A 7,430-nucleotide genomic window follows, 5' to 3' on the forward strand; every position below is an offset into this window, starting at 1 on the left:
ATTGAAATTTGCCCCCCTCCAAACCAGCCCTCAAAATTGTTTTTGTCGGAACACCGCGTAAGCCCGCTGAGGGATTGAAATGTCGGAAGATCGCTCTAGCTCGCTTAGGGTCGGCATGGTCGGAACACCGCGTAAGCCCGCTGAGGGATTGAAAAGATGATCAAAGCAGCGTCCCCGCTGGCCAACCTGCTCCGTCGGAACACCGCGTAAGCCCGCTGAGGGATTGAAAAAGGGATTGGAACCGATGGGGGATTGAAAAAGGGATTGGAACCTGCAATCACGAGCTGGCCCTGGCCTGCGGAGGGCGAGGGCCAGGCCCCTACTCGTATTCAATCCCCATCTTCTGCATCATCTTGCGCTGGAAGGTGTTGAGCAAAGAGATGCTCTGCTGCTGCTCGTTGAGCCGCGCCTCCAGCACACTAAGCCGCTGCTCAAAGCCGGCCATCCGGTTCTCAAACGTATTCATGCGGATCTCCACCGCATTCAGCCGGTGCCCCTGATCCCGCACCTCGGCCACCAACTGCTGCAGCAGCCCGATGATATCCGTGAGCTGCCCGCTCACCTTCGCCTCAAAGGCGGCAAAGCGCTGCTCCAATGATCCGTTCTCCATCACGGTCTTCCTTTCTCCTGCTGGCCTCCTGCAGGCGCCATCTGTCAACCAGACCCCTACTCGTATTCAATCCCCATCTTCTGCATCATCTTGCGCTGGAAGGTGTTGAGCAAAGAGATGCTCTGCTGCTGCTCATTGAGCCGCGCCTCCACTGTCGTCACCCGGGCTTCCAGTGCCCCGAGCCGGTGCCCCTGATCCCGCACCTCGGCCACCAACTGCTGCAGCAGCCCGATGATATCCGTGAGCTGCCCGCTCACCTTCGCCTCAAAGGCGGCAAAGCGCTGCTCCAGTGATCCGTTCTCCATCAGGCTCTCCTCATACGAAGGTGCATGGCTGCGTCTGAATACCCTGGCCTTTACCATACCATCCCGAGCCACCGCCGTCAACCCTTCCCAAGGCAAGGTGCTCCCTCTTGCTGCCGCTGGTGCCGCTGTTGCCGTTCGCTTCGAGCATCCCGGCTCCCGGCTTCCCACGCAGCGATGCTCGAAGGGCCTCACAAGCCACCGCAGGACCACAGGGGCTGGCATCATGACCGCGCACAACTGGTCACTGCTGACCGCTTTTGTGGGATGCTCGAAACAGCTTGACGGACGCCGCTCCTGATGCTACCCTAGAGAGAAGACCATCGGAACGCTGCTCTTGCCCATTCAGGGATGAGGACCCAGGTGCCTGGCGATTGCTCCCTGGGGCAATCCTCATCGGAACGCTGCTCTTGCCCATTCAGGGATGAGGACACCCCCGTTAGGGGGGTGACAGGCAACCCAACCGTGTGATCGGAACGCTGCTCTTGCCCATTCAGGGATGAGGACAGAAACGAGGAGGGATGAGCAATTGCCTACCCAAGAAGAGCGGCTGTCAGCAGTCGAGCGCGCTCTCATGGATATCAACCACAATGAGACCATCCTGCTCGGCATGGCAGTGAAGCACGAAGAGCTACTACGGGAGATCCGCGCGACGCTGGCGCAGATCCTGGCTCGCCTCGATGCCCATGATAAGCAATTCGCCGCCATTGATAAGCGCTTCGACGACCATGATAAGCAATTCGCCGCCATTGATAAACGGTTCGACGACCATGATAAACGGTTCGACGACCATGATAAGCGCTTCGATCGACTCGAGGCTCTGCTGATGCAGGTGCTCGCTCGCCTGCCGGAGCCATAGCGGGCAGTGGAGCCTGTCCTGAAGGAGAAAGAAGATGCCTACCCCCGAGGAGCGCTTGAGCCTGCTGGAGCAGACGGTTGCTGAATATCGACCGGTCCTACGAGATGTCGTCTACGAACTCACCATTGTCAAAGGATTGGTGACGGACCAGGTCCGCAGCTCCGCCGCCGTGCAAGACCAGCTCCGCCAGATCGACCACCGCCTCGATCGCCTGGAGCAGCAGATGAGCCAGATCCTGACCCTCTTGCAGCCTCCTTCCTCCTAGCCTTCCCTCCTCTCACGCTCTCACGCAGCGATGCTCGAAGGGCCTCGCCAGCCACCGCAGGACCACAGGGGCTGGCATCAGGGCCGTGCACAATCGGTCACTGCTGACCGCTTTTGTGGGATGCTCGAAAAAGCTTGACGGACGCCGCTCCTGATGCTACCCTAGAAAAGGGGCTGTCGGAACACCGCGTAAGCCCGCTGAGGGATTGAAAATTCAAGCACCGTTCCAGCGCAATTGCGGACCCTGTCCGAGTCGGAACACCGCGTAAGCCCGCTGAGGGATTGAAAAAGGGATTGGAACCTGCAATCACGAGCTGGCCCTGGCCTGCGGAGGGCGAGGGCCAGGCCCCTACTCGTATTCAATCCCCATCTTCTGCATCATCTTGCGCTGGAAGGTGTTGAGCAAAGAGATGCTCTGCTGCTGCTCGTTGAGCCGCGCCTCCAGCACACTGAGCCGCTGCTCGAAGCCGGCCATCCGGTTCTCGAAGCCGGCCATCCGGTTCTCAAACGTATTCATACGGATCTCCACCGCGTTGAGGCGGTGGCCCTGATCCCGCACCTCGGCGACCAACTGCTGCAACAGGCCGATGATATCCGTGAGCTGCCCGCTCACCTTCGTCTCAAAGGCGGCAAAGCGCTGCTCCAGTGATCCGTTCTCCATCAGGCTCTCCTCATACGAAGGTGCATGGCTGCGTCTGAATACCCTGGCCTTTACCATACCATCCCGAGCCACCGCCGTCAACCCTTCCCAAGGCAAGGTGCTCCCTCTTGCTGCCGCTGGTGCCGCTGTTGCCGTTCGCTTCGAGCATCCCGGCACCCGGCTTCCCACGCAGCGATGCTCGAAGGGCTTCGTAAGCCACCGCAGGACCACAGGGGCTGGCATCATAGGCAGGCGTGCGCCGGCAGCAGGGTCGGAACGCCGCTCTTCCTGCACGCCGGCGCTCACCACTGCTTCTCTTAAGGTCGATTGACAAACGGAAATTTGAAGAGGAGAGCAGATCGAGGAGAGAGAGCGATTTCCTGAATCATAAGGATTGATTCATGATCTCGTATCTCTTCTCGCACACTTAGGATAGCGGTTGGGGAAGATTCAGGCAAAGAGAGCAAATCACGCTCTCCTTCGGTGGGGAGGCGCGCACAAACCTCCTCGGAACTGATCAACTCCTTGGAAAAACGGGGATCAGACCAGAGGGGATCGAATCTGGCATCTCTCTGCATTCGATCGAGATCCTCCTTGGAGAGAGGGAAAAGGTAATATCGATGGGTGAGCTGTATTGGCTTTTCTTTTCCCTCTACTATTTCTCCAGAGAGAAGCATCCGGTAGATTACCTCTCGTTGGTGATCTACTAACTTTGCAAGGTGGTCTGGAAGCAAGCGGGTTCGGATTGATCCGATATTCCGCACAAATCCCTCTCCCCCCCTGATACGGAGATGGGCTGGGGGGAGATATGATGTCATTTCCGTAGGAATGATTCGGACATAATAGCCAGTGCCTCTTTTCTCGATAAGCCCTTTGCCCTCGAGGAGGGCAAGAGCGTTCTTAATCGTGTTGAGAGATACTTCTCTTTTTTGGGCAAGCTCGCTTGCAGCGGGCAGACCTCCTTCCCATCCATATTTGCCGGCCAGAATTTCCTTCTCTATTTCCGTGGCGATGGCGAGGCGTTTCTCTATCATAGTTATCTCCTTTTCTAGAGGTCTCAGAGAATCATATCATCTGAGATTGATAAAAGGCAAGGGTTTCGGTCCAAGAGATGTAAAAATTTTTGTCCCAATCCTATTGACAAAAAATAAGACCTCATAGTATGATTATATCAATCACAGGCTGCCCTGAGGAAGAATCCTTGACAACCGAATACGGATCGTCCCCGGCCAGGGGCCGGCGTCCGCGGCCAGAGGGAAAGGGAGGAGGAGGCAGCCCGCGAGAGAGGCCGCTGCGGGCGGGCCGCTGCTCTCGCCCTCGATCTGCTGATCGAGAAGAGGGAGAGGGTGGCGCTGCAGCGGAGGCGTTCGGCCAGCAGTCCTGGCGTTCATTCCCCCAATCCATTCCTCTTATATTCCTCTCTTTTCCTTTAAAGGAGGGCTTATATGTCCGTCCCTTTGCTTATCCCTGCCCGCCGGCGGCAGGTGCGCCGGCGCACGCCCTACTACGATGAAATCGTCTCCCGCGCCCGCCGCACGCTCTGCGGGCGGGTCGTTGAAATCCCCGAGGATCTCTTGTTTCCCCATCGTCGACGCTTCCCGCCCGATCCGCGGCGGCCAGGGGCGCGCGGCGTGGTGGCCTGGGTCGACGAGAGCGGCAGCGTGTGCGTGCTCATCGATGGCGAGAATGGCGAGCGGCGGTATTTTGGCGTGACCATGCTGCTGGAGCGGGCGCGGATCGTCTCGTAGTGCGGTTTCCTCCCTTGCGGATCAGAAAGGAACTGGCCTTCGATCATGGGGCGATCGTTGAGACTGCGCTCAAGCTCCGTTCCTAAAAAAACGAACATCTTGTTGTGCATCTTGTAGCCGCATTGTAGCTCCTCTCTCAGGAGGTGCCGCATGCCTCCCTCGAGGACGTCATGCAACAGCTCGTGGGCCAAGACCTGGCCCGACAGGTGGAAGCGCGCCGGGCCAGGCGGGCCTAGACCCATCTGAGATGGATGGGACGCGCCGATGAGGTGGCAGCCAGCGGCGCGCCCCCATCCGCAGCAGGCCAGGCGCCGGGGGGGTCGTGCCACCCTGGCGACTGCTTTCCTCTCTCCAGTATATCCCCGGCTCTCTCAGGGCGCAACCCCCGGCGGGGAGCCGCCGCAGAGGAGGGAGCAGCGGTCGCAGGGAGGGCCGCCCCCTCGGCGCCTGGCTCCTTCAGAAAGGAGCCAGAGATGCCATCTCGATTGTCTTCTCATTCCTCCATGCAATGTGCGCAATGCGGCGCCGAGGAGCCGAACATGGCGATCTGCGACTTCTGCAGGCGGCCAGTCTGCTCCTGCTGCCGAGTGGAAGACTATGCCGGTAATGTCTCCGGTCTTCAAGAGCCGGAGACCCGGCATGCGATCTGCGTCCGGTATTGGACGCCGGCGCGCCAACGAGGGCGAGAGTGGCGCTCGCAGCAGCGCGAGAAAGGGGGCCGCTAATGGCATGGGGACCGATCTGGAAGCGGCAGGCCGAGGGCCAGCAGGGCCGCTGCGCAGAGCCGGGCTGCTCCCGCCGCCCGGAGCAGCGGCTCCGTTGTTGGCACTGTGGCAGGCGGTTCTGCCGGGCCCACGTCCTGGAGCAAGTGGATGAGGACCCGCCCCGGAAAGTGCTCTGCCTGAGCTGTGCGATGCAGGCCGGGTGGCTGTAGGAGGAAAGTCATGAGCATGCAGCGAGTGGACTTGATCGTTGCCTCCTTGGGGGAGCGAGAGCAACCAGTGATCTTGCTGCTCTCTCAGCGGGGCCGCTGGACGCTCCCTTCGGCTCTCTGCGGCCAGGGCTGCCAGACCTGGCGGCTGGCACTGGCCTTGCTGGGCCAACTCATCGGGCCATGTCCGGGGCAGCGAGTCTGGCTGTTGGGATTTTGGCCGCCTGTGGCGGCCTACCTGGCTTTGATCCCTGCGCGGGCGCAGGTGGTTGGAGGCCGCTGGTGGCCGGCCAAGGAGGCTGCGGCGCTGGTCTCTGCCAGCGAGGCGGCGCTCATTCGCCGTGCCGCGGCGTGGCTTGCCGATGGGGGAGCCAGCAGACGGGGCATTGCCTGAAGTCAGCCAGTTTCAATCCCTGAGCGGGCTTGAAAGGAGCACTCCCATGTTACCACATTCCCCGTTGCAAGACAAGCAGCCCCGCGGGCTGATGGCCCCATTCCCTGCCGCCATGCCGCTGCCGGCGCGCCCGAGTCTGGGAGAGCGCTTGCGGCGGCTGGGCGCGTGGCTGGTGGCGCTGACGTTGCCCGAGGTAGTGGGTGGTGTGCTGCTAGTGCGGGCGCTGCCGTGGGCGGCGGCGCGGCGGACGGATCTGGGCATAGCCCTGCTGGCAGCGGCGGCGCTGCAGCTCGTCCTGGGGCTGGCGCTGTGGCGGCGGGCAGCTCACTGGTGGGTGTTGTTCGGGTTCCTGCTGGCGGGCCTCATCTGGGCGCTGCTGCGCTAGCTCAGAGAGGACAAGCTGACGGAGCAGGCAAGTCAAGAAGACTGACTGGCAACGGGCTGGTTGCCGGCTGGCGGTGGTTCGGTCGGTTCGGTCCAGCGGGATCACCGCCAGCAGGGAGCCAGCCGGTCTGGTCTGGGTTGATGCAGCGGGCCGGGCCGGTCGTGCTCTCGACAGTTGGACTTGAGCAAGGAGGATGAAAGATGACTCAAACCAGTGCGCAGCGACGAATGGTCGCGCCGTCTCCCGAGGACATCGAGAAATTAACGCAGCTTCGGGAGATTGTTCGTCAGGAGGCAACAACAGCTTCGCCCTTCATGGCCAGTCTCTGGGAGACGCTGCATGCTCATGTCTCTCGCGCGCATCTGCGCGCCCAGCGGGCGCTGGCGCGCGCAGAGCGCTCAGCTGTGCTGCAGGCAGCCAAGGAGGCGCGCACGCAGCACAGCGTAGCCAAGGGAGCACAGGGGCAGGGGGAGGAAACGCAGGAGGAGAGCAATGGCTGAGGACCCCAAGACCAAGGCCGTGGGAGGCGAGACGCAGACTCGTGATCTCGTCGCTTTGGCGGTGCGGGCACTCCAGCGATGGAGCCTTGGCCCGGGGCCATCGCCGGAGTCCGAGGGTGCGCTGGAAGAGCCGTCTGTGCCGGCGGCACCAGATCCAGCGCAGTCAACCGTCATCTCTGCACAGGGAGAGGAGCAGGGGCGTGCTCTGCCCCTGCCCTCGACCCTGGAAGCGGTGGGGGAAAATGACCCGATAGCGCGCTACCGCAAGCAAATCGAGGAGTTTGATGCAGACAGGGAGGCCCCCATAGGGAAAGGCATCCGGTTGCTGTTGTTGACCACCGGCTACGTGGCTCCGGTCTGCTGTGCTGCATTGTTGGGATGGGAGTTTGGAGAGCTGTTCGGGAAAGGCGTTCTCTTTTTCAGCGCTGCGCTTCATGTCCTTTCCCTCTCTGCGGAGCTGATCATCGCAGGGCTGGCTCTGGCAACTGCCTGGAGTCTGAAGCGCTTGGGGTCGGACCGGCACATGCTGCCGCGAGCTGTCCTGTGCGGAGCGCTCTTCCTTGTGGCCTCGATTGGCTCTGCCACAGCCCTCTGGTGGGCGCTCTCCTCCTCCCCAATTCCCCCCATCGTGCTCGCCTTCCGGGTCATTGTTCCCGTGATCATTGAGGTGGGAGGAATGGCCATCGTAGCGACATTGGATTTCCAATCGCTGGAGGCATTTCTTGCTGCCTTACATCGGCGGGCGGAAGCAATCCAGCGGCTCAGCGAAGCGGAGCTCCGCCTGAAGGCGGCTGAGC

12 protein-coding genes are annotated in these 7,430 nt (G+C 61.3%); 7 read left to right on the forward strand and 5 right to left on the reverse strand.

The window, feature by feature from the left end; translation table 11 throughout:
• Positions 1-319: 319 nt before the first annotated feature.
• The gene (locus BGC09_RS21715; protein WP_069806295.1) at positions 320-610 is read right to left on the reverse strand and encodes a hypothetical protein; all 291 of its coding nucleotides are present in this window, start codon (positions 608-610) and stop codon (positions 320-322) included.
• Between the two features lie 56 nt (positions 611-666).
• On the reverse strand, positions 667-915 hold the full coding sequence (locus BGC09_RS21720) for a hypothetical protein (protein ID WP_069806296.1): 249 nt from the start codon (positions 913-915) through the stop codon (positions 667-669).
• Between the two features lie 526 nt (positions 916-1,441).
• Between BGC09_RS21720 and BGC09_RS21725 the strand changes: the two genes are divergently transcribed.
• On the forward strand, positions 1,442-1,771 hold the full coding sequence (locus tag BGC09_RS21725; protein ID WP_069806297.1) for a hypothetical protein: 330 nt from the start codon (positions 1,442-1,444) through the stop codon (positions 1,769-1,771).
• Positions 1,772-1,805: 34 nt separating this feature from the next.
• Complete coding sequence (locus BGC09_RS21730) at positions 1,806-2,036, forward strand: hypothetical protein (RefSeq protein WP_069806298.1); 231 nt, start codon at positions 1,806-1,808, stop codon at positions 2,034-2,036.
• Positions 2,037-2,384: 348 nt separating this feature from the next.
• Here BGC09_RS21730 and BGC09_RS21735 read toward each other — a convergent pair whose 3' ends face one another.
• From BGC09_RS21735 to BGC09_RS21745, 3 genes are all read right to left on the reverse strand, one after another.
• A complete protein-coding gene (locus BGC09_RS21735) occupies positions 2,385-2,696 on the reverse strand; it encodes a hypothetical protein (protein ID WP_069806299.1) in 312 nt (103 codons plus the stop codon).
• Positions 2,697-2,992: 296 nt separating this feature from the next.
• Entirely contained in the window at positions 2,993-3,709 is a 717-nt protein-coding gene (locus BGC09_RS21740) for a GntR family transcriptional regulator (RefSeq protein WP_069806300.1), read from the reverse strand.
• Positions 3,710-3,850: 141 nt separating this feature from the next.
• On the reverse strand, positions 3,851-4,066 hold the full coding sequence (locus tag BGC09_RS21745) for a hypothetical protein (RefSeq protein ID WP_069806301.1): 216 nt from the start codon (positions 4,064-4,066) through the stop codon (positions 3,851-3,853).
• 54 nt (positions 4,067-4,120) lie between these two features.
• Between BGC09_RS21745 and BGC09_RS21750 the strand changes: the two genes are divergently transcribed.
• From BGC09_RS21750 to BGC09_RS21775, 5 genes are all read left to right on the forward strand, one after another.
• Complete coding sequence (locus tag BGC09_RS21750; RefSeq protein WP_069806302.1) at positions 4,121-4,423, forward strand: hypothetical protein; 303 nt, start codon at positions 4,121-4,123, stop codon at positions 4,421-4,423.
• 944 nt (positions 4,424-5,367) lie between these two features.
• Complete coding sequence (locus tag BGC09_RS21760) at positions 5,368-5,748, forward strand: hypothetical protein (protein ID WP_141727915.1); 381 nt, start codon at positions 5,368-5,370, stop codon at positions 5,746-5,748.
• Positions 5,749-5,794: 46 nt separating this feature from the next.
• A complete protein-coding gene (locus BGC09_RS21765) occupies positions 5,795-6,133 on the forward strand; it encodes a hypothetical protein (RefSeq protein ID WP_069806305.1) in 339 nt (112 codons plus the stop codon).
• 200 nt (positions 6,134-6,333) lie between these two features.
• Positions 6,334-6,633: a hypothetical protein gene (locus tag BGC09_RS21770; RefSeq protein ID WP_069806306.1), complete on the forward strand. Its 300-nt coding sequence runs from the start codon at positions 6,334-6,336 to the stop codon at positions 6,631-6,633.
• A partial coding sequence (locus BGC09_RS21775; RefSeq protein WP_141727916.1) for a hypothetical protein occupies positions 6,626-7,430 on the forward strand: 805 nt, incomplete at its 3' end. The genes BGC09_RS21770 and BGC09_RS21775, both read left to right, overlap by 8 nt.

Origin of the sequence: Thermogemmatispora onikobensis (genome assembly GCF_001748285.1) — a bacterium.
GTDB lineage: Bacteria > Chloroflexota > Ktedonobacteria > Ktedonobacterales > Ktedonobacteraceae > Thermogemmatispora > Thermogemmatispora onikobensis.